Source organism: Paracoccus versutus, assembly GCF_000763885.1.
In the GTDB taxonomy this organism is placed as follows: domain Bacteria; phylum Pseudomonadota; class Alphaproteobacteria; order Rhodobacterales; family Rhodobacteraceae; genus Paracoccus; species Paracoccus versutus.
Map to the genome: position 1 here is coordinate 1 of NZ_JRKO01000069.1, position 23,740 is coordinate 23,740.

Here is a 23,740-nt window from a genome sequence, read left to right on the forward strand (position 1 = left end):
CCAACCACGAGGAAAGCCAGCCCTGCCACCTGAAGCTGAAGGATCCCACGGTGCCGATCGCGGTGAACCTGCCGCTCTATGCCGAGCCGGCGCAGCGCTACTGCCCGGCCGGGGTCTACGAGGTGCTCGAGGGCGAGGGCGGCCCGCGCTTCCAGGTCAACTTCCAGAACTGCGTCCACTGCAAGACCTGCGACATCAAGGACCCCAGCCAGAACATCGACTGGACAACGCCCCAGGGCGGCGACGGGCCGAATTACCCGAATATGTGACAAGGCGAGCTATCGGTTTTTCCTTTGGCCGGGACAGAAGCACACGATGAACGAAATTCTAGCGCCTGTTAGATGATCGGGCGATAGTCGCCGGCAGGAGAACCGGCCGCCAGGGAGGAAGCTGCAAGATGACCACGATGATCCAGAAATTCGCCGACCTGGCGACCGGCACCCGGATCGAGGATCTGCCGGCCGAGGCCATCGGGGAAACGGCGCGCATCCTGCTCGATTCCATCGGCGTCGCCGTCGCCGGCATCGGCGAGCTGAAGGGCCGCGCCGGGATCGCCTACGGCAAGCTGATCGGCGGCAGCCAGGGCGATGCGACGATCATGGGCACCGGCGACAAGGTCTCGGCCTTCGGCGCCGCCTTCGCCAATGGCGAGCTGATCAACACGCTGGACATGGACGCGATCATGCCGCCCGGCCATGTCACCCCCTATGTGCTGCCCGGCATCATGGCGCTTGGCGAAACCATGGCCAGGGACGGCAAGGCGGTCGCCCTGGCCATCGCCGTCGGCCACGAGATCTCCTGCCGCATCGGCATGGGCATGGACTATCTGCGCGACACCAGGGACGGCAAGGTCGACCCGCCGCCGGTCTTCGGCTATGCCGAGACCATCTTCGGCGCCGCGGCCGCCATCTCGATGCTGCGCGGCCATTCGGCCGAGGTGACGGCGAACGGGCTGGGGATCGCGGGCTCGGTCTCTCCGGTCAATGCGCAGACGGCCTGGTTCCAGCACGCGCCCAGCTCGACCATCAAATACCTGCATGCCGGCGTCCTGACGCAATCGGCCTTTACCGCCGCCTATGCCGCCGAGCTGGGCCATCGCGGCGACATCCAGATCCTCGACGACGAGGAATTCGGCTATCGCCGCTTCATCGGCACGCGGCGCTGGTTTGCCGACCGGATGGTGGCGGACCTGGGCCGGGAATGGCGGTTCGTGGACCTGTCGGCCTTCAAGCCCTATCCGCATTGCCGCATCCTGCACGCGCTGATCGACGAGATGCAGGATCTGCTGGACCGGCACGCGATTGCCGTCGAGGAGATCGAGGGCATCAAGGTCTATGTCGAGGGCATGGTCGAGCAGCCGGTCTGGCTGAACCGCGAGATCCTGCTGCCGCATGACGCGCAGTTTTCCATCGCGCATGGCATCGCCGTCGGCGCCCATCGCGTGCCGCCGGGCCGGGCCTGGATGGACCCGGAGCTGGTCTTCGGCGACTCGGTCATGGGGCTGATGGACAAGGTGACGCATGAGGTGCATCCCGATTACGTCAAGCTCTTGACCGGCAATGCCGCGAGCCGCCCCGCCAAGCTGGAGATCCGGGCGCGCGGCCGGACCTATGCCGGCGAGCGGCGCTATCCCAAGGGCACGAAATCGCCCGACCCGGCCAGCCACATGACCAATGACGAGCTGATCGCCAAGTTCCTGAACAACGTGGACGGCATCCTGCCGCGCGGCAATGCCGAGGCCATCGTGGAACTGGTCATGGACCTGCCCCGGCTGGACGACCTTGGCCGCGTCATGCGCCTGACCGCGCCCGACGCGCAGGGCCCGGCCCCTCGCAACTGAACCACAGCCGGCGCCCGGATCGCCGCGAACCCGGAGGAAATCAAGATGACAGCCCCAGAAGCCTGGACTCCGCAGCAGAAGCATCTCGACAGCGCCCATGTGCTGAAGCTGGCCGAAAGGCTGGGCGTCCGGGATTACGATGCGCTGCTGGCCTTGTCCGTCGAAAAGCCCGAGGCCTATTGGCAGGCGGCCGCGGATTTCCTGGGCATCGAATGGGACAGGGCGCCCGAGGGCTATGTGGATCTCTCGCGCGGCAAGGAGTTCCCGCAATGGTGGCCCGGTGCCCGGCTAAACTGGGTCAATACCGTGCTGGCCCATGCCGGGACCGCGCCCGACCGCATCGCCGTCATCGACGAGGCCGAGGACGGGACGGTGCGCCGGATCAGCTTTGCCGAACTGGCCGTCATGGTGCGTCGCTTTGCCCATGGCTTGCGCCAGCAGGGCATCGGGCGCGGCGACCGGGTCGGGCTGCTGCTGGACAACGGCATCGAGGCGACGGTTTCCGCGCTGGCCATCCCCTATATCGGCGCGATCATGGTGCCGCTGTTCTCCGGTTTCGGGCATGAGGCGGTGATCTCGCGGCTGGAACCCAGCGCGGCCAGGGCGGTGATCGCCACCACCGGCTTTGCGCGCCGGGGCAAATATGTCGACATGCAGGCGGTGATGCAGGAGGCGCGCAAGCACCTGCCCTCGGTCGAGACGATCATCTGGAAGGACGCGCCCGGCGTGGCCATCCCCCAAGGCGACCTGACCTGGAACCAGGTGGCGGAAGCCGACGACGACCACCGCCCCGCCGAAAGCATGGGGCCGATGGACCCGTTCATGGTGATCTATACCTCGGGCACCACCGGCAAGCCCAAGGGGCCGGTGCATACCCATGGCGGCTTTCCGCTGCGCATCGCGCATGACTCGGCGGTGCATTTCAACGTCGGGCCGGGCGACGTGTTCTGCTGGCCGGCCGACATGGGCTGGATCGCCGGCACGCTGGTGCTGTCCACGGCGCTTCTGCGCGGGGCGACGCTGGTGCTTTACGCCGGCGCGCCGGACTTTCCCGACTGGTCGCGCATGGGCAAGCTGATCGAGGATCACAAGATCACCCATTACGGCTCGGCCCCCACGCTGATCCGCGGCTTTGCCGCCAACGAGGCGCTGGCGCTGAAGCACGACCGTTCCAGCCTGCAACTGCTGATCACCGCGGGCGAGGTCATCGACGCCGAACATTTCGCCTGGTACCAGAACCGCTTCGGGGCCAATGGCAGCCCGGTCATCAACTATACCGGCGGCACCGAGGTTTCGGGCGCGCTGCTGTCCTCGGTGCAGGTCAAGCCCATCGCGGCGGGCGGCTTCAACACCGCGTCGCCGGGCATCGACGTGACCGTGACCGACCCGCAGGGCAACCCTGTCCTGGGCGAGGTCGGCGAGGTGGTGATCCGCGCCCCCTTCATCGGCATGACGGCCAGCTTCTGGCAGGACGACGCGCGCTATATCGACAGCTACTGGTCCACGATCCCCGGATCATGGGTGCATGGCGACCTGGCGGTGAAATCGCCCGACGGCAGCTTCGTGGTCATGGGCCGCTCGGACGACACGCTGAAGGTCGCAGGCAAGCGCCTGGGCCCGGCCGAGGTCGAGGAGGTCGTGCTGGAGATGGAGGAGATCAGCGAGGCGGCGGCGGTCGGCGTCAGCGACCCGGTCAAGGGCCAGAAGCTGGTGGTCTTCGTCCTGCCGATGCCGGGCTTTGCCGGGGATCGCGACGACCTGGCCAAGCGCGTGGCGAATGCGGTGGGCGACCGGCTTGGCAAACCCTTCAAGCCGGGCAAGGTTCACCTGGTGACGCAACTGCCCAAGACGCGCTCGGGCAAGATCATGCGCCGGCTGATCCGGCAGGCCTATGCGGGGGAAAAGCTGGGCGACCTGTCCTCGCTCGACAACCCGGCGGCGCTGGACGAGATCGCGGCACTTGGCAAGTGAGGAAATGATGGACGCCTATTCGCATTACACCGCCTTCCGCGCCGACATGCCGCATCCCGGCGTGCTGCGGCTGACGCTGAACCGGCCCGACAGCCTGAACACGCTGGACAAGGCCGGCCACCAGGAGATCGCCGATGTCTGGAAGCAGATCCACAAGGACGACGCCGTCCGCTCGGTCCTGCTTTGCGCCGAGGGGCGGGCGTTTTCCGCCGGCGGCGACTTCAGCCTGGTGCAGGAGTTGATCGACGATTTCGGCGCCCGCGTGCGCATGTGGCACGAGGCGCGGGAGCTGGTCCACAATATCCTGGATTGCGAAAAGCCCATCGTCTCGGCCATCCAGGGCCCGGCGGTGGGCGCCGGGCTGGTGGCGGCGCTGCTGGCCGACATTTCCATCGCCTCGAAAAAGGCCAAGATCGTCGACGGCCACACCCGGCTGGGCGTGGCGGCAGGCGATCATGCCGCGATCATCTGGCCGCTGCTTTGCGGCATCGCCAAGGCGAAATACTACCTGATGCTGTGCGAGCCGATGACGGGCGAAGAGGCCGAGCGCATCGGCCTCGTCTCGCTGGCCGTCGAGCCCGAGGAACTGGCCGAGCGGGCGATGAATGCCGCGATCCGGCTGGCCGAGGGCGCGCCGACCGCAATCCGCTGGACCAAGCATTCGCTCAACAACTGGATGCGCGCCGCCGGCCCCGCCTTCGACGCCTCGCTGGCGCTGGAACTGCTGGGCTTCGGCGGGCCGGAGGCCAGGGAAGGGCTGGCCTCGCATCTGGAAAAACGCACGCCGGATTTCGGCAACAAGTGAGGAAGCCATGACCCTGCCCCCGCTGGAAGAAGCCGTCGCCCGCCTTGTCACCGACCTGCGCCACGATGCGCTGCCGCCCGAGGCGCTGGAAGGCGCGCGCCGGCTGATGCAGGACCAGCTGGCCCTGCAGGTCGGCAGCGCCAGCCTGCCCTGGAGCCAGGCGCTGCTGGCGCTGGCCAAGCGCAGCCACGTGCCCGGCAAGGCCCGCGTCGCCGCCTCGGGCGAGCGGATGAGCGCGGGCGACGCCGCCTTCGTCAATGGCAGTTATGGCCACGGCTTCGAATATGACGACGCGCATCGCGCCAGCTCCAGCCATCCCGGCAGCTGCGTGGTCCCCGCCGCGCTGGCGGTGGGCGAGGAAATCGGCGCGACCATGGCGCAGGTGATCGAGGGCATCGTCGCCGGCTACGAGGTCTATACCCGCATCGGCAACCTCGCCGCGCCGCAGCTGCTGGAACGGGGCTGGCACCCGCATGCGATCCTGTCGAATTTCGGCGCCGCCGCCGTGGTCGCCCGGATGCGCGGCTTCGACCTGGAGCGCACCGCCCATGCGCTGTCCATCGCGCTGTCGCATGCCTCGGGGACGACGGAATACACCTCCTCGGGCGGGTCGATCAAGCGCGTCCATGCCGGCATCGGCACCCGCAACGGCATCCGCGCCGCGGAAATGGCCGAGGCCGGGCTGACCGGGCCGACCACCTTCCTGTCGGGCGCCAAGGGGTTCTTCCGCACCTTCGTGCAAAAGGACATCCCCGCCGACCAGGCCGCCCGCTTCGGCAAGGACCAGGGCTTCGAGATCGCGAAAGTCTGGATCAAGCCCTATTGCTGCTGCGGCATCAACCACGCCTATATCGACGGCGCCCGCCAGCTGGCCAACCGCGCCGGCCGGATCGAGGCGATCGAGCTGGGCATCCAGACCGGCGGCAACATCATCGTCGGCAACGCCAACGCCAATGCCTATGCGCCCAAGACCATCGAGCATCTGCAATACTCCCTGCCCTTCCAGTTCGCCCTGTCGCTTCTGGGCAAGGGCAACGGCTACGAGACGCATTCCGCCTATATGCAGGGCGCGCTGGACCTTTCCGAGGGCAGCGAGGTCGCCCGGATGGCGCAGCGGGTGAAGATCACCGTCAAGCCGGAACTCGACCGTGCCCATCCCGGCAAATGGGTCGGCGACATCACCGCGCGCATGGCCGACGGGGCCGAGGAAAGGCTGTTCATCCTCGACCCGCTGGGCACGACGGAAAACCCGGTCTCGCAGGCCGACCTGGATGCCAAGTTCGACGACCTGACCCGCTTGGCCCTGGGTGCCGAGCAGTCGGCGCGGCTGCTGGCGACGATCAAGGCCGGCGATCCGGCGCTGCCGGCGGCCGACCTGGTCGCCCTGCTGATCCGCTGAACGGAGGCTGCGATGTTCCCCGTCGACCTGACCACCGGCTGGCAACCTGTCCCCGAAACCGCGGGCATCGCGGTGAAACCGCTCAGCGGCGCGCTGGACGAGGCCGCAGGCCAGGGCTTTCGCACCCGGTATGTCCGCATCCTGCCCGGCGGCGAGACCTTCGCCGCCTTCACCCACCCCTATTGGGAGGAAGCGCTGCTGGTCGAGGGCGAGGTGACGCAAAAGGAAACCGGCGTGACGCTGAAGGCGCCCGCCTATGTCATCCGCCCGCCGGGCACGCCGCACGGGCCGATCCGCTCGGAGACCGGCTGCCTGATGATCGAGACGCAATATTTCGCAGAACGCGCCCTGGGACTGGCGGATTACCTCGACCCCAAGGCGCCGGAGGGCCTGGCATGAGACAGATCGAAGACATCCCCGCGGGCGAGGAAAGCGATGCCGATGTGCTGCGACGCCTGATGCGGGCGCGATACAGCTGCCGCGCCTTTCGCCCCGATCCGGTGCCCGAGGAAACCATCCGGCGCATCGTCGATACCGCCCGCTGGGCGGCCTCGTGGTCGAACGTGCAGCCTTGGGACGAGCTGATCGTCACCCGGCCCGAGACGACGGCGCGGCTTTCCGCGGCGCTGCTGGCCGAGGCCGAGGCGCATCCCGAGATCGCCTCGGACATCCCCTATCCCGAAAGCTATCCCGCGCCGAACATGGCCCGCCGCCGCGAGGTCGGCTTCGGGCTTTACGCCGCGCTCGGCATCGCGCGCGAGGATCGCGCCGCCCGCCACGCGCATCACCTGAAGAATTTCCGCTTCTTCGGCGCGCCGCATGTGGCGCTGCTTTCGGTGCCCCGCGCGCTTGGCCCCTATGGCGTGCTGGACATCGGCGCCTTCGTCTCGTCCTTCCTGCTTGCCGCGCAGGCCGAGGGCGTGGCGACCGTGGCGCAGGCGGCGCTGGCCCAGCACGCACGGGTGATCCGCGCGGCCTTCGACCTGCCCGAGGACCGCGATTTCGTCTGCGGCATCTCGTTCGGATACGCGCTGCCCGAGGATGCGGCGAACCGCTTCCGCTCGACCCGGATCGAGCCAGAGGCGCTGTTTCGCTTCGCCTGAGCGGTCGCGGATGGCCTGCCCCGCCACGGGGAAAGGGCAGGTTCACCACCCGCACAGATATAGGCTTTTCCTATATATACCAACAGGTTTTGCCTTGTTTGATTCTGTGGAATTTCCCCGCTCTCCATGAGAACACATGGGAAAAGCCCGGCCTGGCGGTTGCTCTCCGTCCCGCCGGCGCCAACGGAAACAACCTGCTTGCCGACCAGCGACCCAACGGAAAATCTTATGGCTGACATTCATACCCTGCCGCTTCGCAGCCTGCTGTTCTGCCCCGGCTCGAACGCCGACCGGATGGGCAAGGCGATGGCTTCGGGCGCGGATGCGGTGATCCTGGACCTCGAGGATTCGGTCGATCCCGCGGCCAAGGCCGAGGCGCGGGCGCTGGTGGCCGAGGCGCTGGCGGCGCCGCGCGCTCTGCCGGTCGCGGTGCGGGTGAACGCGGCCGACACCGCCTGGCACCTGGCCGATCTGGCCATGGCGGTGCGCGGCGGCGCCGATGCGATCATGCTGCCCAAATGCGGCGGCCGGCCGGACCTGGCGCAGCTTTCCGACCGCATCGACGCGCTGGAGGCCGGTTTCGACCGCCCCGCCGGCCGCATCGCCATCCTGCCGCTGGTCACGGAATCGGCGCTGGCGCTGCTCGACATGGATTACCGCGCGGCGACGCCGCGGCTGGCCGCGCTGTGCTTTGCGGGCGAGGATCTGGCCTCGGACCTGGGGGTGATGGCGCGGGCGAGCGGGCAGATGAACCCACTACTGGCCCATGCCCGCCGGCAGGTCGCCATCGCGGCGGCGGCCGCGGGCGTACGCGCCATCGACACGCCCTTTCCCGATCCGCGCGCGGCCTCGGGGTTGGAGCTGGAGACGCGCGAGGCGCTGGCGCTGGGTTTCGCCGGCAAGCTCTGCATCCATCCGGCGCAGATCGCCACCGTCCACGCCACGCTGCGCCCGGCGCCCGAGCGGGTGGAATGGGGCCGCGCGGTGATCGCGGCGCTGGAAGGCGCCGCGAACGGCGTCGCCGTGGTGGACGGCAAGATGGTGGACATCGCCCATCTGCGGCTGGCACATCGCTATGTGCAGATGGCCGCGCTTTCGGAGGGCACGGCATGACCGGCATCGACATCGCCCATCTGCAAACCTGGATCGGCCGGACCGAGGAAAGCCGCGACGTGATCGCGCCCGCCCATGTCCGGCGCATGGCGGTGCTGCTGGACCGCCCCGCCCCGGCCAGGGGCGAGGCGCTGCCGCCGCTCTGGCACTGGACGTTCTTCACCCCCGAGGCGCCGCAGTCGCAGATCGGCCCGGACGGGCACCCCCGGCGCGGCGGCTTCCTGCCGCCGGTGCCGCTGCCGCGGCGGATGTGGGCGGGGGGCAGGCTGACCTTTCACGCACCGATCCATGTCGGCGAGGAGGTGAGCCGCACCAGCGAGATCCTGTCCGTGACCGAGAAATCCGGCCGCCAGGGCGCGCTGGTCTTCCTGACGGTCAGGCACAGCCTGGCCACCGGCGCCGGCCTTGCCATCGAGGAGGAACAGGACATCGTCTATCGCGAACCCTCGACCAGCGCCCAGCCGGCGGCGGTGGCGGAGGTCGCGCCCGCCGACTGGCGCGACCCGCTGGACCCCGACCCGGTGCTGCTGTTTCGCTATTCGGCGCTGACCTTCAACGCGCATCGCATCCATTACGACCTGCCCTATGCCACGGGCGAGGAAGGCTATCCCGGCCTGGTGGTCCACGGCCCCCTGACCGCCACCCTGCTGATGGAGGGCTTTGTCCGCCACATCGGCAAGCCACCCCGCAGCTTCAGCTTTCGCGGCCAGGCGCCGCTGTTCGCCGGCGGCCGGATGCAGGTCTGCGGCCGCATCACAGCCGAGGGCCACGATCTCTGGGCCGAGGGCCCCGGCGGCTATACCGGCATGAGCGCCAGGGTGACGGCATGAGCATCGACCTGGACAAGCTGATGCGGCTGGAGATCCCCGTGGTGCGGCAGGAGCTGACGCCACGCGACATCGCGCTTTATGCGCTGTCGATCGGCATGGGGCGCGATGCGCTGGACGCGCGGCAGCTGCCTTACGTCGATCCGCTGCAAGGGCCGCAGGTCATGCCGGCCATGGTGCTGGTGATGGCGCATCCCGGCTTCTATCTCGGCCACCCGGATTCGGGCGTCGACCCCAAGGGCGTGCTGCATGCCGACCAGGCCATCGAGATCCTCGGCCCGATCCCCGGCAAGGGCACGGTCGAAAGCCGCACCCGCATCACCGAGGTCATCGACAAGGGCGCGGGCAAGCCGGCGCTGATCCTGGCCGAGACCGAGCTTTCCGACGGCGAGGGCCGCCGCTTCGCCCGGCTGAACCGCACCACCTTCATCCGTGGCGGCGGCGGCTTCGGCGGGCCCTCGGAGCCGCGAAACCCCGTGCCGCGCCTGCCCGAGCCCCAGACCGCGCCGGATCATGTCGTCGACCTGGAAACCGCCGACGCGCAGGCGCTGATCTATCGGCTGAACGGCGACCTGAACCCGCTGCACAGCGACCCCGAACTGGCCCGCAAGCTGGGGTTCGAGCGGCCGATCCTGCACGGGCTTTGCACCATGGGCGTGGTCTGCCACGCGCTGCTGCGGGCGCTTGGCGGCTATCGCGCCGAGACCATGCGCGCGGTGCGGCTGCGCTTTGCCAAGCCGGTCTATCCGGGCGAGACGATCCGCAGCGAGATCTGGGCCGACGGCCGCTTCCGCGCCCTGGTCCCCGCCCGCGACGCCGTGGTGATCGACGGCGGCCTTGCCCGCTTCGATCCCGCCCCCGAACCATGAACCCGGAGCCGAACATGATCCCCGAGGACGTTCTTTCGTCGATGGAAATGATCCGCGACAGCGCGCGCGGCATCACCGGCCAGGACCTGACCCGCATCCGCAAGCTGCGCTATGGCTCGCCCGGCTTCGACCGCGCGGTCTGGTCGGAAATCTGCGCCCTTGGCTGGCCCGCCCTGCGCCTGCCCGAGGACAGGGGCGGCGTCGGCCTGGGCCTGCTGCCCTATGCCGCGCTGGCCGAAGAGGCCGGCCGTGCCCTGCTGCCCGAGCCGCTGATCCCGGCGGTGCTGGCCTCGGCCCTGCTCGACGGCGCGGCGTTGGAGGCACATCTGGACGGCGCGCGGCTGGTGATCCCGGCCTGGACCGAGGCGCGCGGCACGCTGGAGCCCGCGGGCGATCCCGCGATCCGCGACGGCAAGGTCACGGCGAGCCGGATCCATGTGCCGATGGCGGCGGGGGCGGATGCCTTGCTGGTCGTCGGCGCCACGCAATCGGCGCTGGTCGCCGCCGATGCGCCCGGCGTGACCGTCATCACCGACGAGACGCAGGACGGCGGCCATGTCGCCGCCATCCGCTTCGAGGATACGCCCTGCGCCGTGATCGCCGCCGACCCCCGCCCGGCGCTGGCCGAGGCGGCGCTGGCGACCGCCGCCTATCTGCTGGGGCTGATGGAAGGCGCGCTGGACATGACCGTCGCCTATCTCAAGCAGCGGGTGCAGTTCGGCAAGACCATCGGCCAGTTCCAGATCCTGCAGCACATGGCCGTGGACGCCCGGCTGGAGATCGAGGTCAGCCGCGCCAGCATCGAGCAGGCGGCGCTGCAATGGGACCGCGAAGGGCCGACGCCCGCCGCCCAGGCGGCGATCTCGCGCGCCAAGGCGCGGGCCTCGGCCTCGGCGATGAAGGTGACGCGCGACTGCATCCAGCTGCATGGCGGCATCGGCTTTACCGACGAACACGACATCGGCCTGTATCTGCGCAAGGCCATGGTCGAGGCGGCGCGCTTTGGCGGGCCGTCCCAGCACCGCGCCCGCTTCGCCCGTCTGAAACCCGTCATGCAGGAGGCATGAGCCATGGCCCATGATGCGTTCAAGCTGGACGACTACAACGCGCTCCCGGACGAGGATTTCCGCGCCCTGGTTCGTCGCTTCCTGGCCCAGAACCACCCGCCCCATCTGCGCCACCCGGCCAAGCGGCTGCATTGGGACGATGCCGAGCCCTGGTACATGATCCTGTCGGCCGCCGGCTGGCTGGCGCCGAACTGGCCGCGCGACCATGGCGGCATGGGGCTGAACCCCGGCAAGCAGCTGATCTATGTCGAGGAATTCGAGAAATTCGGCGCCGCCCGCACCCCCGACCACGGCATGATGCTGCTGGGGCCCCTGCTGATCAACTACGGCTCGGAAGAGCAGAAGGCGCATTTCCTGCCCAGGATCCTGTCGGGCGAGCATATCTGGTGCCAGGGCTATTCCGAACCCAACGCCGGCTCTGACCTGGCCAACCTGCGCACCGAGGCGGTGCTGGACGGCGACGAATGGGTGGTGAACGGGCAGAAGATCTGGACCACGCTGGCCGGCGATGCCGACTGGATCTTTTGCCTGGTCAGGACCGACAAGACCGGCAAGAAGCAGGAGGGCATCAGCTTCCTGCTGATCCCGCTGGACACGCCCGGCATCACCATCCGGCCGATCATCAACCTGGAGCTGGACGACGAGTTCTCGGAAGTGTTCTTCGACAACGTCCGCGTGCCCAAGGGCAATATCGTGGGCGAGGTCAACCAGGGCTGGACCATGGCCAAGAACCTGCTGGGCTTCGAGCGGATCTTCCTGGGTGGCCCGCGGCAGTCGGCCAGCGCGCTGGCCAAGCTGCGCCGGCTGGGCCAGCATTACGGCCTTCTGGACGACCCGGCCTTCGTCGACCGCTACGCCGGCTTCCAGATGGAGCTGGAGGACCACCAGGCCATCTTCAGCCGCGTCGCCGACAAGCTGCGCCGGGGCGAGAGGCTGGGGCCCGAGGTCAGCTTCCTCAAGCTGAACCAGACGGCGCTTTACCAGCGCATCACCGAATACGGGCTGGAGCTGATGGCCGAGGATGGCGGGCTGCTGGCGCCGCTCATGGGGTCGAACGACCTGGCCATGCCGACGCAGTTCCTGAACGCCCGCGCGGCCACGATCTATGGCGGCACGACCCAGGTGCAGAAGAACATCCTGGCCAAGGCCGTGCTCGACCTGCCCTGACACGAAAGGACAACGGAAATGACCCAGATACTGGACGGCAAGGTTGCGCTGGTCACAGGCGCCGGCGGCGGCATCGGCCGCGCCATCGTCATCGCCATGGCCCGCGCCGGCGCCTCGGTGGTGATCAACGACATCGGCGTGTCGCTGTCGGGCGAAGGCGGCTCGGCCAGCCCGGCCGAAGAGGTCAAGGCCGAGATCGAGGCCTTCGGCGGCAAGGCCGTCATCAACACCGACAGCGTCTCGGAATGGGACGCGGCGCAGCGCATGGTGGCGCAGGCCAGGGACAGCTTCGGCCGACTCGACATCGTGGTGAACAACGCCGGCATCCTGCGCGACGCCATGTTCCACAAGATGACGCCCGAGCAATGGCTGGCGGTGATCGGCGTGCATCTGAACGGCAGCTTCTTCGTCAGCCGCGCCGCGGCCGAGATCTTTCGCGAACAGGAAAGCGGCAGCTTCATCCACATGGTCTCGACCTCCGGCCTGATCGGCAACCTGGGCCAGGCGAACTATTCCGCCGCCAAGCTGGGCATGGTCGGGCTGTCGAAGACCATCGCGCTGGACATGAAGCGCTACAACGTGCGCTCGAACTGCATCGCGCCCTTCGCCTGGGGCCGGATGACCAGCAATATCCCGACCGAGACCCCGGACCAGATCGCGCGGGTCGAGAACCTCAAGAAGATGACGCCGGAAAAGAACGCGCCGCTGGCGGTGTTCCTGGGCTCGGATGATGCCGGGGACGTGACCGGGCAGATCTTCTCGGTGCGCCGGAACGAGATCTTCCTGCTCAGCCAGAACCGCCCGATCCGCTCGGTCCACCGCGACGGGGACTGGACGGCCGAGACCGTCCGCGACCACGCCATCCCCGCCCTGCGTTCCTCGTTCTACCCGCTGGAGCGCAGCCAGGACGTCTTTACCTGGGATCCCTGCTAGGGCCCTGCCGGGACGGGCCGCGGCCCGTCCGCCGAAACCCCGACCACCAAGGAGAAACCCCATGCGCCGCGCCGCCATCGTCAGCCCGCTTCGCACCGCCGTCGGCGGTTTCGGAGGCGCGCTGCGCCCCGTTCCCGTCGAAGCTCTGGGCGGCACCGTCACCAAGGCGGTTCTGGAAAAGACCGGCCTCGATCCCGCGCTGATCGAGGACGTGGTCTTTGCCCAGTCCTATGCCAATTCGGAAACCCCCTGCGTCGGGCGCTGGATCGCGCTGGACGCAGGCCTGCCGATCGAGGTGCCGGGCCTTCAGACCGACCGGCGCTGCGGCGGCGGCTTGCAGGCGCTGGTGACGGCGGCGATGATGGTGCAGACCGGCGCCTGCGACGTGGTGCTGGCCGGCGGCGTCGAGTCGATGTCGAACATCGAGTTCTACACCACCGACATGCGCTGGGGCCGGCGCTCGGGCACGACGCAGTTCTACGACCGGCTGGACCGGGGCCGCGAACGCTCGCAGCCCGTGCATCGCTTCGGCTATATCTCGGGCATGATCGAGACGGCCGAGAACCTGGCCCGCGACTACGGCATCACCCGCGAGGAGGCCGACGCCTTTGCCGCCGAAAGCCACCGCCGCGCCGCCGCCGCCTGGGCGGACGGGCGCTTTGCCCAGGAGGTCGTGCCGGTCGCGGTGCCGCAGCGCAAGGGCGATCCGCTGGTTTTCGACCGCGACGAGGGCATCCGGCCGGACACCACCCCGCAATCGCTGGCCAGGCTGCGGGTGATCCAGAAGGACGGCACCGTCACCGCCGGCAATGCCGCGCAGCAGAACGATGCCGCCGCCGCCTGCCTGGTCGTGGCCGAGGACAAGCTGGAGGAACTGGGCCTGACCCCCATCGCCTTTCTCAACGGCTGGTCGGCCGTGGGCTGCGACCCGTCGCGCATGGGCATCGGCCCGGTGCCGGCAACCGCCAAGGTGCTGCAAAAGACCGGGCTGAAGATGTCCGACATGGGCCTGGTCGAGATCAACGAAGCCTTCGCCGCGCAAGTCCTGGCCTGCCTGAAGGGCATGGACTGGGACGAGCGCGACAAGCTGAACGTGAACGGCTCGGGCATCTCGCTGGGCCATCCCATCGGCGCGACCGGGGTGCGGATCATGACCACGCTGGTCCATGAAATGGCCCGCCGCGGCACCCGCTATGGGCTGGAGACCATGTGCATCGGCGGCGGCCAGGGCATGGCGGCCGTGTTCGAACGCGCCTGATCGAAGGGCAGGAAATGAAAAGGGGCGAGGCTCGCAGCCTCGCCCCTTTCGCATGGCCCTGTCCCTCGCGGTCAGTCCAGGTTGATGTAGGTGGCTTTCGGGTAAAGGAAGCTCTCGACATGCTCGCGGGCGCCCTTCCAGCCATAGCCGCTCATCTTGGTGCCGCCAAAGCCGATAGCCGGGTCCAGCACGCCGTAGCAATTGACCCAGACCGTGCCGGCGCGGATGCCCTGAGCGACCTTGTGCGCCGTGCCCAGGTTCTGCGTCCAGACCCCGCCGGCAAGCCCGTAGGGCGTGTCGTTGGCCAGCCGCAAGGCCTCGTCCATGTCGTCGAAGGGAATGACCGAGGCCACGGGGCCGAAGATCTCTTCGCGCGCGATGGTCATGTCGTTGCGGACATTGGCAAAGACCGTCGGCTCGACATAGAAGCCCGCCGCCAGCTCGCCGCCCGGACGACGGCCGCCGGCGACCAGCTCGGCCTCGCCGCCGCCGATGCCGATGTAATGCTGCACCCGCTCGAGCTGGCGTTGCGAGACCAGCGGCCCCACCTGCGTCTGCGGATCGCAGCCGTCGCCGACGCGGATCGTCGCGGTGAACTCCTTCAGCCGCGCCACGAATTCGTCATGAACCCTGCGCTGCACGAAGATCCGCGTGCCGGCCACGCAGACCTGCCCGGTATTGGTGAACACGCCCATCGCCGCGCCCGGCACCGCCTTGTCCAGGTCGGCATCGGCAAAGACGATGTCGGGCGACTTGCCGCCCAGCTCCATCTGCAACCGCTTGAGATTGCCGGCCGAGGCGCGGGTGATCGCCTGCGCGGTGCCGACCGAGCCGGTGAAGGCCAGCCGGTCGACGCCCATATGCTCGGCCAGGGCCTGCCCGGCCTCGTGGCCATAGCCGGTGACGACGTTGATGACGCCCTCGGGCACGCCGGCCTCGAGCATCAGCTCGGACACGCGCAGCACCGAAAGCGAGGCGTCCTCGGCCGGCTTCAGCACCGCCGTGCAGCCGGTGGCCAGCGCCGGGCCAAAGATCCACCACAGCCCGATCAGCGGCCCGTTCCAGGGGATGATGCCGCCGACGACCCCCACCGGCATCATCTGCTTCAGCGTCAGGAAATGCCCCGGCAGCGAGTTCCTGGGCGCCGCCACCGTGCCGGCATCGCATTGCGAGGCATAGAATTGCAGCACCTGCGAGGTCCATTCCCGCAGGTTGCGGGTCCGCGACAGCGGCGCGCCCATGTCCAGCGTCTCGATCAGCGCCAGTTCCTCGAAATGATCAAGGACCAGGTCATGCACCTTGAGCAGCAGCTTGCGGCGCTGGTGCGGGGTCCAACGGCTCCAATCACCCTCGAAGGCGCGGCGGGCGGCGGCGACGGCCAGGTCGACGTCGCGCGCGTCGCCGCGGGCGATCCGGCACATCTCCTGCCCGGTCGCGGGGTTGATGGCAGCGATCTGCTCTCCGCCCGCCGGATCGACCCACCGGCCGCCGATCAGCAGCTTCTTGGCACCCTGCACAAAGGCCGGCCGTTCGGGCCGGTCGTGGTTTTGGCTTGTCATCTTGATCCCTCCATCGCCAAAGGATCGGCCAGCACGGCACGGCTGTCGATGCCCGGCGCCGAGCCATTCCCGCAGCCTGCAACCTCCATAGGGAAAACCTTTGTGGTTTCGTGCTGATGCAGACGCAGGCCCGCGCTAGATGCATAGTCGTATGGCAGCGCTGCCGGCGACAGCGCCGGGCTTTCCCAGGGCGACCGCGACCGCCAAGGCACCGCCGATCCACCGAAACAACCCCCGCGACGAGAGCAAGGTGACAGCACAGACCCCCGAACAGGACGGCAAGGCAAGGCACGGCGACGGCCTGCTGCTGGTCGATACCATCCTGATCTCGGGGCTGAACAATGCGACCCTGGCCTCGGCCCGGCTGGTGCTGCCGATGATCGCGCTGGGGCTGCATGTCGGCACCGCCCAGGTGGGCATCATGGCGGCGCTGTTCACGCTGGTGCCGATGATCTTCAGCGTCGGCTTCGGCCGCTGGGTGGACCGGACGGGGACGCTGGTGCCGATCCTCAGCGCATCGGGGCTGATCCTGCTGGCCAGCCTGCTTTTCGAGGTCTTTCCGGCCGCCCCCGTGCTTTACGCGGTGGCCGGGCTGATCGGGGCCGGCGCGGTCTTCAGCCATGTCGCCGCCGCCCGCGCCGTGGGCGAGATCGGCGCCATCGCCGACCGGCCGCGCAACCTGGGCTATCTGGTCGTCGCCTATTCCGTCTTCCAGTTCCTCGGCCCCATGGTCGCCGGGCTGGCCTATCAGTTCTGGGGCGCGGCGGCCGCGCTGTTCAGCATCGGCGCCTCGGCGCTGCTGGCGGCGCTGCTGGTCTTTGTCCTGCCCCACAACTTCGACCGCAGCCCCAGCGCCGGCCGCACGGACCGGCCCGGCCCCACGACCGAGCTGCTGCGCATTCCCGCCCTGCGGCAATGGCTGATCATCAGCGCCGTGTTCAGCTCGGCCCAGACCATCTATCCCTTCATCATCTCTCTGCACGCGCTGGAGGTCGGGCTGTCGCCGGCGGCGGCGGGGCTGATGCTGGGCGCCTTTGCCATCGGCACCGCGATTTCGCGCCTCAGCGTCGGCATGATCACCCGCCGCTTCAGCGGCAATGCCATCTCGCGGCTGGCGCTGATCGGGGGCGCCCTGGGCTATGCGCTGCTGCCGCTGGCACGGGACTTCGCCGCGCTTTCCGTGCTGAGCCTGGTGCTGGGCGTCATCATCGGCATCGGCGTGCCCATCGCGCTGGCGCTGATCTATGGCGCCGCACCCGAGCGCCGGGTGAACGAGGCCATCGGCCTGTGCATGGCCATCACCAATTTCCTGCAAACCGCCACACCGTTGCTGCTGGGCTTTCTGGCCTCGGGGCTGGGATCGGGCGCGATGACCTGGGCGCTTGCGCTTGGCATGGCGGCATCCTCGGCCCTGACGCTGGCCCGGCGCTGAAAGGAGAAACCCGTGACCCAGACCCGCCAGCCCGCGCTTGCCGGCATCCGCGTCCTCGACCTTGGCCGCTATATCGCCGCGCCCTTCTGCGCCCAGCTTCTGTCGAACGAGGGCGCCGAGGTCATCCGCATCGAGCCGCCCGAGGGCGCCACCGACCGCGAGGTCATGCCCATCGGCATCCCCGGCGCCGGCGGGCTTTACATGCAGGTCAACGCCAACAAGAAGTCGCTGACGCTGGACTATGCCAGGCCCGCGGGCCGCGCCGTGCTGGAGCGGCTGGTCGCGACGGCCGATGTCGTGATCGTCAACCTGCCGCAAAAGGCGCTGCTGAAGCTGCGGCTGGACCATGCCACGCTGAGCGCGATCAAGCCGGACCTGATCCTGACCACGATCTCGGCCTTCGCGCCCGATGGCGAGGACCGCGACCGCGTGGGCTTCGACGGCACCGGCCAGGCGCTGAGCGGGGCAATGTATCTGACCGGCTTCGGCGACACCCCCACGCGCGAGGCGGTGTCCTATGTCGATTACGCCACCGCCATGGCGGCCGCCTTCGCCACCACCTCGGCCCTGCTGGAGCGGGCGCGGACGGGCAAGGGCCAGCATGTGCAATGCTCGCTGATGGGCACGGCGCTGACCATGATGAACCCGATGCTGATGGAGGAAGCCTCGGGCTATCGCTCGCGCCGCCCGATCGGCAACCGCAGCCCGATCGCCGGGCCTTCCGACCTGTTCCGCGCCCAGGACGGCTGGGTGATGATCCAGGTCATCGGCGACCCGATGTTCGCCCGCTGGGCGCGGATGATGGGGCGCGAAGACCTGCTTTCCGACCCGCGCTTCGCCTCGGATTCGCTGCGGGGCGAGAATGGCGAAGCGCTGAGCGCCATCCAGCAGGAATGGTGCGCCGGCCGCACCGTCGCCGAGTGCCAGGCGGAGCTCACGGCGCATTCCCTGCCCTCCTGTCCCTGCCTGACCCCGGCCGAGACGCTGCGCCTGCCCGGCCTGGCCGATTATACCGACCCGATCCGCGCGGGCGAGGCGCCGGAGCTGCCGCTGGTCACGCGCGCGATCCTGACCGAAGCAGGCCGCGCGCCGCGCAGCCTCGCACCCGCCCTTGGGGCCGATACGCAGGCGCTGCTGGAGGGGCTGGGGCTGGGCGCCGCGGAAATCGACGCCCTGCGCGCCGAAGGCATCGCCTGAAATCAAGCGAGGGAGGAGGAACATGGCAAGGATCAGGATGACGGCGCTGGACGTGGCGCCCCTGTCGCTGGAAAAGGCAAAGATCGCGACATTCCAGCCCGGACATGTCGATCTGGTGACAACGGTAGCCGTGATCGAGCATGAACGCCACGGCATCCTGCTGTGGGACACCGGCATCAACGGTGCGGTTCTGGACCCCGAGGCGGGCTATTGGGCGCCGGGACTGGCCGAGGCTTTCGGCACCCAGGGCATCAGCCGCGACCATATCGTCGACCGCCAGCTCGAACGGCTGGGCATCGGCCGGGGCGACGTGCGCCATGTCGTCTATTCGCACCTGCACCTGGACCACTCGGGCGGCGCGGAATATTTCCCCGATGCCGTCCATGTCGCGCAGCGGGCCGAGCTGAACTATGCCTTCTGCCCCGATCCCTGGACGCGGCCGGTCTATTGCGACAAGGACATCGACCGCCTGCGCCGGGTCGAGCTGCTGCCGCTGGAGGGCAACGCCGACCTTTTCGGCGACGGCTCGGTCAGGCTGCTGCGCACGCCGGGCCACGCGCCGGGGCACCAGAGCCTGCTGCTGGACCTGCCGCACCGGGGCCGCATCCTGCTGGGCGGCGACGTGGCGCATCAGCGCGACCAATACCGGAACCACATCCCGATGCCCTGGGACCATTGCCTGTCCGACACCACCGCCTCGCGCCGCCGCGTCGCCGCCATCGAGCGGGGCGGGGTGCCGCTGTTCCTGTGCCACGAGCAGGCCGATTTCGCGCAGTTGCCGACGCAGGGCACCTTCTGGGACTGACCGGCCCGCCAAGCACGAACGGAAAAACCCCGGCCCATCGGCCGGGGTTTTCATGTGCGGGGCGGCAGGCCGGGCGCGGTCAGTCCACGCCCAGGGGCTGCGCGTCGTGGAATGCCTGAAGGATGGCGGTGCCGGACAGGCCCTGGCCGTCCATGCGCTGCGCCCAGGCGTCGATGACCGGCGCCAGCTTTTCCTGCCAGCGCGGCTCTTCCTCGGCCGAGACCGTGACCGGGACATAGCCGTGCTGATCGATCATTTCCTGCCGGACACGGGCCTCGTCCTGGTCCAGCCATTTGCAAAAGCGCGGCTGCATCTGGGCGGCGGCCTCCTCGAAGGCGGCCTTGGCCTTGTCGGAGAGCCCTTCCCATTTCTTCTCGCTGATGGCGAAGATCACCGAGGTCGAGCCGAGGCTCGGCCCTTCCAGCCCGTATTTGAACAGCGTGTCCAGTTCATAGGGCGGGGCCGAGTGATAGGGCCAGAACGCCCCGTCCATGGTGCCGCGCCGCAGCGAATCATTGACCTCGGGCGCCTGGATCTGCACCGGCACCGCGCCAAGCGCACGCGCCGTCTGCTCCATCGCCGCGCCCGAGGCGCGCAGCTTCAGCCCCTTGAGGTCGTCAAGCGTCCTGAGTTCCCTGGAGGTGGTCATGGCCTTGTAGGTGGGCAGAACCGCCACGAACAGCGGGCGCAGGCCCTGGGGCTTGTATTCCGCCTCGTAGAGCGGGCCGCCGGGCTGCGCGATCGCCCAGAGCTTGCCGGTCGCCTCGCAGGCGCTGCCGTATTTGACCGGCAGTTCCGAAACCGAGGTCAGCGGCAGCTTGTCGGGCATGTAGGAGCCGACCAGCACCGCCATATCCGCCAATCCGCTGCCGAGCAGGCCGATATAGTCCTTGCCCAGCTGGCCAGCGGGAAAGTTCTGGAACTGCACCTCGCCGCCCGTCGCCTCGGTGATCATCTCGGTAAAGGGCTGGCCGCCCTCTTTCCAGCCGAAATGGGTCGGCGGGAACATATGGGTGAATTTCAGCGTCACCTGGTCCTGCGCCAGGGCCGGCTGCACCGCCCCCGAGGCAAGGATCGCGGCCGCAAGCGCGGCCTTTCTGGCAAGGTCCAACATCAACTCCTCCGATCTGTTGGTATGGCGGCGGTTTTCCATTCCCGCGGCGCGTTCGGGCTGATTGCCATTTCTAGGGCGAAACCGGCCGCGGATGGCCCGAATCCGTCTTTTGCACAGCAGAATACGATGCCATCCATCGGAAACACCTCTGACCCGCGGGCGGGCTCATTCCTTGCCGGCCTTGTCCGCATGTTCGGGCCACAGGCTGGCCACCAGGTCGCGGTTGCGGCCATAGGCATAGCAGCTGTCGATCTTGACCGGATTGCCGTCCCGGTCCCGCGCATCCAGCAGATGCAGCCGCTCGACCGTCATGGTCTGATAGGCGGCGCTGGCCAGCGGCGTCAGGATTTCCTTGAGATGCGTGCAGGTGTCGCAATTGGGCAGGCGCTCGCGGATCGCCCGGTTCCAGCCGCGCCCGATGCTGACCCCGACCATGGCCTGCAGCGTATCGCCGCCGCCGGGACATTGGCGATAGGGATGCGAGGCGATGAAGGTGCCGATTTCGGTGATCACCATGTCCTTGTCGAAAACCACGGTGACGCCCAGGTCATGCACCGGCGCGCCGGCCGGCACCGGCCGGGAATCGCCCGGCGGGGTAAAGTCCACCGGCTTGCGGTCGGTCAGATGCGCCCGCAGCTCGAACTGGCCGTCGCTGCGCCGGTAGCCGCGAAAATCCAGGCGGCGGTGGTGCATCTCTTCGCGGGTGATGCCGTCGTCTTCCGGCAGGTCCGGCATGGGTCTCCTCCTGTGGCTCAGGCCGGCTTTCCGGCCAGCAACCGCTTCAGGGCATCGTCGTCGTCGCCGATCTCGGGCGCGGCATGCAGCGGCGGCGGGCGCCGGCCGTCGAAGGACAGCGGCAGCTGGACGGTCGCGATCTCGTCCTCCTGCGGCTTGGCGATCATGCCAAGCGCGCGGGTCTGCTCGTGGTGGAACAGCTCGGCGGTGGTCTGCACCGGGGCGGTGGCGATGCCGAAGCGGCCCAGGTGGTCGTCCCAATGGGCACGGTTCTGCGTCGCCAGCCGCTCGCCGATCAGGCGGTCGATCTCGTCGCGATGGGCCAGCCGGCCGGCATTGGTGGCGAATTTCGGATCGCCGGCCCATTCCGGCCGGTCCAGCGCCTCGCAAAGCCGGGCGAACAGCCGGTCGTTGGCACAGCTGACGATCTGATAGCCATCCGCCGCCCGATAGGCGCGATGCGGCACGATGAAGGCCACGCCCGAGCCGAAGCGGCCGCCCGGTTCGCCATCCGCGGCGTAATTGGCGATGCCCACGGTCATCCAGGCGATGGCGGTTTCCAGAAGCGAGCTGTTCACCGTCGCGCCCTGCCTGGTCCGCGCCCGGCGGAACAGCGCCGCCAGGATGCCGATCACCGCCCACATGCCGGTGCCGAAATCCACGATCGAGACGCCGGCGCGGACCGGGGCCTGCCCCTCCTCGCCGGTCAGGCTCATGACGCCGGCAAAGGCCTGCATCAGGGGATCATAGCCCGGCAGGCGGTTCATCGGCCCGACATGGCCGAAGGCGCCGACCTCGCAGCAGACCAGATCGGGCTTCAGCGCGCGCAGGCTTTCCGGGTCCAACCGGTATTGCCCGGCCGAGCCGGGCCGAAGGTTGTGCAGGAACACGTCGGCATGGTCGCGGATCAGCACATGCAGCGTATCGAGCTGCGCCGCATCCTTCAGGTCCAGGCAGATCGAGCGCTTGCCGCGGTTCAGCGAATGATAGGCGGCCCCGCTGCCCTTCCATTGGCTCGGCCCCCAGCTGCGCGAGGAATCGCCGGGGCCGGGACGCTCGATCTTCCAGACCTCGGCGCCAAGCGCCGCCAGCACCTGCCCGCCGAAGGGCGCCGAGGCGCTGTCGCCCAGTTCCACCACCACGATGCCTTTCAGGGGTAGCTCGTCGCTCATTTCCGTCTCCTCCGTCTCGCTCAATTGGCCGTCCGGGCGCCACCGCTGGCAACAAGGCCGGCGGCCTCATCCTCCGAGAACCCGTATTCGCCGAGCAGTTCCATGGTGTTTTCGCCCAGCCGCGGGCTGTGGTGGCGCAGCTCGGGCTTGCTCTCGCTCCAGCTTTGCGGCAGGCCGATGGTGCGCAGGCGCCCCTCGCTCGGGTGGTCCTGCATCCCGAAAAAGCCCACCGCCTGCATATGCGGATCGCTGAGCAGGGTTTCGGGCGTGTTCATCCTGATGACCGGGATATCGGCCTCGGTCAGCAGCCTTTCCCATTCGTCGCTGGTCCTGGTCTCGAAAACCTTGCCGAGGAAGCGGTAAAGCTCATCGATATGCTGGGTGCGGCCGTAGATCGTGGCATAGCGCGGATCCTCGGCCATCTCGGGATGGCCCGAGAGATGGAAGAAGCGGTGCCAGTGCTTGTCGTTGTAGACGTTGACGCCCAGATAGCCGTCCTTGGTCCTGTAGGGCCGGCGGTCGGGGCTGGTCATGCGCACATAGCCCCAGTCGCCGATGGGCGGATCGAAGGTCAGCCCATACATGTGGTCGCCCATGACGAAATGGCTGAAGGTCTCGAACATCGGCACCTCGACGCATTGGCCGTGCCCGCTGCGCTCGCGATAGTAAAGCGCCGCCGTGACCGCATTGGCCGTGGCCATGCCGACGATGCGGTCCGCGATGGCCGAGGCGACATAGACCGGCTCGCCATTGTTGCGCCGCCCCTGCACCACCGGCATGCCGACGCCGGCCTGGATCAGGTCGTCATAGGCCGGGCGGTCGGCATAGGGGCCGTCCTGGCCAAAGCCGAAGCAGCCGCAATAGACCAGCCGCGGGTTGAGCTTGTGAACCTCGTCGAAGGACAGGCCCAGCCTGGCCAGCGTCCTGGGCCGGAAACTGTGCAGCAGCACGTCCGCCGATTGCAGCATCTTCTTCAGCGCCGCAAGCCCCGCCGGGTTCTTGAGGTCCAGCACGATGCTGCGCTTGTTGCGGTTCAGGTGCAGGAAGATGACGCTCATGCCTTGATTGCGGGCGGGGCCGACGCCGCGGGTGGTGTCGCCGCCGGGCGCCTCGACCTTGCAGATGTCGGCGCCCAGGTCGGCCAGCAGCAGCGAGCCGTAAGGCCCCATGAAATTCGAGGTCAGGTCGATGACCTTCACATCCGCAAGCGGTCCCGGCATCTTCTTCCTCCTCCCATTCCCGCGTCCCCCCCTGTGGTGTGGTGTGCCTTGTTCATTCTGCGCATCGGAAGACGGGCAGGGTTTGTCTGCCGCGCTTGATGAAGGCGACCTCGACGGGGCGGCCGATGCGCATGTCCTCGGGCTTGCCCTCGAT

Annotated in this window: 22 protein-coding genes; 17 read left to right on the forward strand and 5 right to left on the reverse strand. The window is 68.6% G+C overall.

What is annotated here, in order from left to right; all coding sequences use genetic code 11:
• From IT40_RS22675 to IT40_RS22740, 14 genes are all read left to right on the forward strand, one after another.
• The coding region (locus tag IT40_RS22675; RefSeq protein WP_036759993.1) for a 4Fe-4S dicluster domain-containing protein at positions 1-269 on the forward strand (269 nt) is incomplete at its 5' end.
• Between the two features lie 128 nt (positions 270-397).
• Positions 398-1,840 carry an MmgE/PrpD family protein gene (locus tag IT40_RS22680; protein WP_036759995.1) on the forward strand — a complete coding sequence of 481 codons (1,443 nt, stop codon included), beginning with the start codon at positions 398-400 and terminating at the stop codon, positions 1,838-1,840.
• A 45-nt stretch (positions 1,841-1,885) separates the two neighbouring features.
• A complete protein-coding gene (locus IT40_RS22685; protein ID WP_036759996.1) occupies positions 1,886-3,811 on the forward strand; it encodes an AMP-binding protein in 1,926 nt (641 codons plus the stop codon).
• A 4-nt stretch (positions 3,812-3,815) separates the two neighbouring features.
• Positions 3,816-4,616, forward strand: coding sequence for an enoyl-CoA hydratase/isomerase family protein (locus tag IT40_RS22690; RefSeq protein ID WP_036759997.1), 801 nt, complete (start codon positions 3,816-3,818; stop codon positions 4,614-4,616).
• A gap of 7 nt (positions 4,617-4,623) precedes the next feature.
• Entirely contained in the window at positions 4,624-6,015 is a 1,392-nt protein-coding gene (locus IT40_RS22695) for an MmgE/PrpD family protein (RefSeq protein ID WP_036759999.1), read from the forward strand.
• A gap of 12 nt (positions 6,016-6,027) precedes the next feature.
• The gene (locus IT40_RS22700; protein WP_052096238.1) at positions 6,028-6,414 is read left to right on the forward strand and encodes a cupin domain-containing protein; all 387 of its coding nucleotides are present in this window, start codon (positions 6,028-6,030) and stop codon (positions 6,412-6,414) included.
• Positions 6,411-7,118 carry a nitroreductase gene (locus IT40_RS22705; RefSeq protein WP_036760000.1) on the forward strand — a complete coding sequence of 236 codons (708 nt, stop codon included), beginning with the start codon at positions 6,411-6,413 and terminating at the stop codon, positions 7,116-7,118. The genes IT40_RS22700 and IT40_RS22705 overlap by 4 nt, the downstream gene beginning before the upstream one ends.
• Before the next feature lie 228 nt (positions 7,119-7,346).
• Positions 7,347-8,231: an HpcH/HpaI aldolase/citrate lyase family protein gene (locus IT40_RS22710; RefSeq protein ID WP_036760001.1), complete on the forward strand. Its 885-nt coding sequence runs from the start codon at positions 7,347-7,349 to the stop codon at positions 8,229-8,231.
• Positions 8,228-9,061, forward strand: a complete 834-nt coding sequence (locus IT40_RS22715) for an HTD2 family dehydratase (RefSeq protein WP_036760002.1) — start codon at positions 8,228-8,230, stop codon at positions 9,059-9,061. The genes IT40_RS22710 and IT40_RS22715 overlap by 4 nt, the downstream gene beginning before the upstream one ends.
• Positions 9,058-9,927, forward strand: coding sequence for a MaoC/PaaZ C-terminal domain-containing protein (locus IT40_RS22720; RefSeq protein WP_036760004.1), 870 nt, complete (start codon positions 9,058-9,060; stop codon positions 9,925-9,927). Before IT40_RS22715 ends, IT40_RS22720 begins: the two co-directional genes overlap by 4 nt.
• 14 nt (positions 9,928-9,941) lie before the next feature.
• A complete protein-coding gene (locus tag IT40_RS22725; RefSeq protein ID WP_036760029.1) occupies positions 9,942-10,994 on the forward strand; it encodes an acyl-CoA dehydrogenase family protein in 1,053 nt (350 codons plus the stop codon).
• A gap of 3 nt (positions 10,995-10,997) precedes the next feature.
• Complete coding sequence (locus tag IT40_RS22730) at positions 10,998-12,161, forward strand: acyl-CoA dehydrogenase family protein (RefSeq protein WP_208021422.1); 1,164 nt, start codon at positions 10,998-11,000, stop codon at positions 12,159-12,161.
• Between the two features lie 18 nt (positions 12,162-12,179).
• Positions 12,180-13,094: an SDR family NAD(P)-dependent oxidoreductase gene (locus tag IT40_RS22735; protein ID WP_036760006.1), complete on the forward strand. Its 915-nt coding sequence runs from the start codon at positions 12,180-12,182 to the stop codon at positions 13,092-13,094.
• 61 nt (positions 13,095-13,155) lie between these two features.
• Positions 13,156-14,352 carry an acetyl-CoA C-acetyltransferase gene (locus IT40_RS22740; protein WP_036760009.1) on the forward strand — a complete coding sequence of 399 codons (1,197 nt, stop codon included), beginning with the start codon at positions 13,156-13,158 and terminating at the stop codon, positions 14,350-14,352.
• 71 nt (positions 14,353-14,423) lie between these two features.
• Here IT40_RS22740 and IT40_RS22745 read toward each other — a convergent pair whose 3' ends face one another.
• On the reverse strand, positions 14,424-15,911 hold the full coding sequence (locus IT40_RS22745) for an aldehyde dehydrogenase family protein (RefSeq protein WP_036760012.1): 1,488 nt from the start codon (positions 15,909-15,911) through the stop codon (positions 14,424-14,426).
• 250 nt (positions 15,912-16,161) lie between these two features.
• Here IT40_RS22745 and IT40_RS22750 point away from each other — a divergent pair, with 250 nt between their 5' ends.
• The 3 genes from IT40_RS22750 to IT40_RS22760 are packed head-to-tail and all read left to right on the forward strand — an operon-like array spanning position 16,162 to position 19,345.
• Positions 16,162-17,343 (forward strand): MFS transporter, encoded by a 1,182-nt coding sequence (locus IT40_RS22750; RefSeq protein ID WP_166443852.1) that lies wholly within the window; start codon positions 16,162-16,164, stop codon positions 17,341-17,343.
• A gap of 12 nt (positions 17,344-17,355) precedes the next feature.
• Entirely contained in the window at positions 17,356-18,540 is a 1,185-nt protein-coding gene (locus IT40_RS22755) for a CaiB/BaiF CoA transferase family protein (protein WP_036760017.1), read from the forward strand.
• 22 nt (positions 18,541-18,562) lie between these two features.
• The gene (locus IT40_RS22760) at positions 18,563-19,345 is read left to right on the forward strand and encodes an N-acyl homoserine lactonase family protein (RefSeq protein WP_084197387.1); all 783 of its coding nucleotides are present in this window, start codon (positions 18,563-18,565) and stop codon (positions 19,343-19,345) included.
• Positions 19,346-19,424: 79 nt separating this feature from the next.
• Here the strand turns inward: IT40_RS22760 and IT40_RS22765 are convergent, their stop codons facing one another.
• The 4 genes from IT40_RS22765 to IT40_RS22780 all read right to left on the reverse strand — a co-directional run bounded on the left by IT40_RS22765 (position 19,425) and on the right by IT40_RS22780 (position 23,586).
• On the reverse strand, positions 19,425-20,456 hold the full coding sequence (locus tag IT40_RS22765) for a TRAP transporter substrate-binding protein (protein ID WP_166443853.1): 1,032 nt from the start codon (positions 20,454-20,456) through the stop codon (positions 19,425-19,427).
• Between the two features lie 168 nt (positions 20,457-20,624).
• Positions 20,625-21,194, reverse strand: coding sequence for a DUF2889 domain-containing protein (locus IT40_RS22770; protein WP_036760021.1), 570 nt, complete (start codon positions 21,192-21,194; stop codon positions 20,625-20,627).
• A 17-nt stretch (positions 21,195-21,211) separates the two neighbouring features.
• Positions 21,212-22,366 (reverse strand): CaiB/BaiF CoA transferase family protein, encoded by a 1,155-nt coding sequence (locus tag IT40_RS22775; RefSeq protein WP_036760023.1) that lies wholly within the window; start codon positions 22,364-22,366, stop codon positions 21,212-21,214.
• A 20-nt stretch (positions 22,367-22,386) separates the two neighbouring features.
• Complete coding sequence (locus IT40_RS22780; RefSeq protein WP_036760025.1) at positions 22,387-23,586, reverse strand: CaiB/BaiF CoA transferase family protein; 1,200 nt, start codon at positions 23,584-23,586, stop codon at positions 22,387-22,389.
• Positions 23,587-23,740: the final 154 nt, after the last annotated feature.

What these genes read in the sequence shown, in the direction of transcription:
- IT40_RS22700 (WP_052096238.1), top strand. Translation starts at nt 6,028, where the DNA reads ATGTTCCCCGTCGACCTGACCACCGGCTGGCAACCTGTCCCCGAAACC.
- IT40_RS22745 (WP_036760012.1), bottom strand. Translation starts at nt 15,911, where the DNA reads ATGACAAGCCAAAACCACGACCGGCCCGAACGGCCGGCCTTTGTGCAG.
- IT40_RS22690 (WP_036759997.1), top strand. Translation starts at nt 3,816, where the DNA reads ATGATGGACGCCTATTCGCATTACACCGCCTTCCGCGCCGACATGCCG.
- IT40_RS22705 (WP_036760000.1), top strand. Translation starts at nt 6,411, where the DNA reads ATGAGACAGATCGAAGACATCCCCGCGGGCGAGGAAAGCGATGCCGAT.
- IT40_RS22770 (WP_036760021.1), bottom strand. Translation starts at nt 21,194, where the DNA reads ATGCCGGACCTGCCGGAAGACGACGGCATCACCCGCGAAGAGATGCAC.
- IT40_RS22710 (WP_036760001.1), top strand. Translation starts at nt 7,347, where the DNA reads ATGGCTGACATTCATACCCTGCCGCTTCGCAGCCTGCTGTTCTGCCCC.
- IT40_RS22740 (WP_036760009.1), top strand. Translation starts at nt 13,156, where the DNA reads ATGCGCCGCGCCGCCATCGTCAGCCCGCTTCGCACCGCCGTCGGCGGT.
- IT40_RS22685 (WP_036759996.1), top strand. Translation starts at nt 1,886, where the DNA reads ATGACAGCCCCAGAAGCCTGGACTCCGCAGCAGAAGCATCTCGACAGC.
- IT40_RS22715 (WP_036760002.1), top strand. Translation starts at nt 8,228, where the DNA reads ATGACCGGCATCGACATCGCCCATCTGCAAACCTGGATCGGCCGGACC.
- IT40_RS22780 (WP_036760025.1), bottom strand. Translation starts at nt 23,586, where the DNA reads ATGCCGGGACCGCTTGCGGATGTGAAGGTCATCGACCTGACCTCGAAT.
- IT40_RS22680 (WP_036759995.1), top strand. Translation starts at nt 398, where the DNA reads ATGACCACGATGATCCAGAAATTCGCCGACCTGGCGACCGGCACCCGG.
- IT40_RS22775 (WP_036760023.1), bottom strand. Translation starts at nt 22,366, where the DNA reads ATGAGCGACGAGCTACCCCTGAAAGGCATCGTGGTGGTGGAACTGGGC.
- IT40_RS22730 (WP_208021422.1), top strand. Translation starts at nt 10,998, where the DNA reads ATGGCCCATGATGCGTTCAAGCTGGACGACTACAACGCGCTCCCGGAC.
- IT40_RS22735 (WP_036760006.1), top strand. Translation starts at nt 12,180, where the DNA reads ATGACCCAGATACTGGACGGCAAGGTTGCGCTGGTCACAGGCGCCGGC.
- IT40_RS22725 (WP_036760029.1), top strand. Translation starts at nt 9,942, where the DNA reads ATGATCCCCGAGGACGTTCTTTCGTCGATGGAAATGATCCGCGACAGC.
- IT40_RS22720 (WP_036760004.1), top strand. Translation starts at nt 9,058, where the DNA reads ATGAGCATCGACCTGGACAAGCTGATGCGGCTGGAGATCCCCGTGGTG.
- IT40_RS22760 (WP_084197387.1), top strand. Translation starts at nt 18,563, where the DNA reads ATGGCAAGGATCAGGATGACGGCGCTGGACGTGGCGCCCCTGTCGCTG.
- IT40_RS22695 (WP_036759999.1), top strand. Translation starts at nt 4,624, where the DNA reads ATGACCCTGCCCCCGCTGGAAGAAGCCGTCGCCCGCCTTGTCACCGAC.